The sequence below is a fragment of the Phenylobacterium sp. genome (assembly GCF_030693805.1).
In the GTDB taxonomy this organism is placed as follows: Bacteria; Pseudomonadota; Alphaproteobacteria; order Caulobacterales; family Caulobacteraceae; genus Phenylobacterium.
In genome coordinates, this window is sequence record NZ_JAUXZW010000018.1 from 1 (window position 1) to 1,014 (window position 1,014).

The following is a 1,014-nucleotide window of genomic DNA, read 5'->3' on the forward strand; positions in this document are numbered from 1 at the left end:
AGTTTCTGCGACCCCCTCGGCGGCGTAGGCGTCGTCCGAAAGCAGCGAGGCTGTCGTCAGAACGCAGGTTTCGTTCGCGCCGACCCGGTAAAGCACGATTTCCCGGCCCGATTCGGTCACCCGCTGCACCCGCACCGAACCAGAAACGATCAGCGGAAATTGCGCACAGTGATCGCCGGGCCGAAACAGCACGGCGCCGCGCGGAATTTGCTTGCGCGCGGCGGAGTTCCGCAGAAGCGTCTTCGTCGCCGCGTCGAGGCTGCGCAAGGAAGGCGTTTCGTCGATCCAATCGGACGGCATCGTCTGCCCTTCGTCGCTCACGATCCAAAGTCTTCACTTAAGCGCGCTGCGAACGTTTAACGCACCCATGCTGAACGTCGATGACGCCCTAGAAGGCGGCGCCTGATTTGGCGCCGTACCGCTTCAGCGCCATCGCCAATGGGCAGAGGCCCGTGAAGGCCGCCTGCAACAGGTTGACGCCGACGAAAGCGGTGAGCAGGAGCCACCACGGACTGAACAGCTGCGCTAAGAGCAGGCTCAGGAGGACCATGGTCCCGGCAAAAGCCATAACGATGCGATCAATGCTCATCGCGTGAGTTCCTTCGATTTGGCGCGCGCGCGCGGTTTGGCCGGCTTGCCACACTGCCCGGCGCAGAACATTTCATAGAGCAGTCCGATGATCCGCGAGACATTGCCGTCGGCCAGGGAATAGTAAATCGTCTGCGATTCGCGGCGGGTCTTGACGAGCTTGTCCTCGCGCAACCGCGCAAGATGCTGCGAGAGCGACGATTGGCTGAGCCCGATCGCCTCCTGCAGCTTTGTCACGGAGAGTTCGCCCCCATGCAGCTGGCAGAGCACCATTAACCGATGGCGATTGGCCAGCGCCTTGAGAAAGCTTTCGGCCTCCGCAGCCTTCGGCGCGAGCGCAAGCAGATTTACATTCATACTCTCTAAATTATGTTTATTGAATATAATTGTCAAGCGCGCGCATCGGCGCCGCCGAAGAGCGCTTAT

The 1,014-nt window shown here is 60.7% G+C and carries 3 protein-coding genes; all 3 read right to left on the reverse strand.

From position 1 onward, the window contains the following. Positions 1-321, reverse strand: a 321-nt coding sequence (locus Q8M88_RS01075; RefSeq protein WP_305594212.1) for a Crp/Fnr family transcriptional regulator, incomplete at its 3' end; no start/stop codon positions are given. Between the two features lie 67 nt (positions 322-388). After that, on the reverse strand, positions 389-589 hold the full coding sequence (locus Q8M88_RS01080; protein WP_196404778.1) for a DUF2892 domain-containing protein: 201 nt from the start codon (positions 587-589) through the stop codon (positions 389-391). After that, positions 586-1,014 (reverse strand): ArsR/SmtB family transcription factor (locus Q8M88_RS01085; protein ID WP_371132604.1); only part of this gene is annotated, 429 nt, incomplete at its 5' end. The genes Q8M88_RS01080 and Q8M88_RS01085, both read right to left, overlap by 4 nt.

What these genes read in the sequence shown, in the direction of transcription:
- Q8M88_RS01080 (WP_196404778.1), bottom strand. Translation starts at nt 589, where the DNA reads ATGAGCATTGATCGCATCGTTATGGCTTTTGCCGGGACCATGGTCCTC.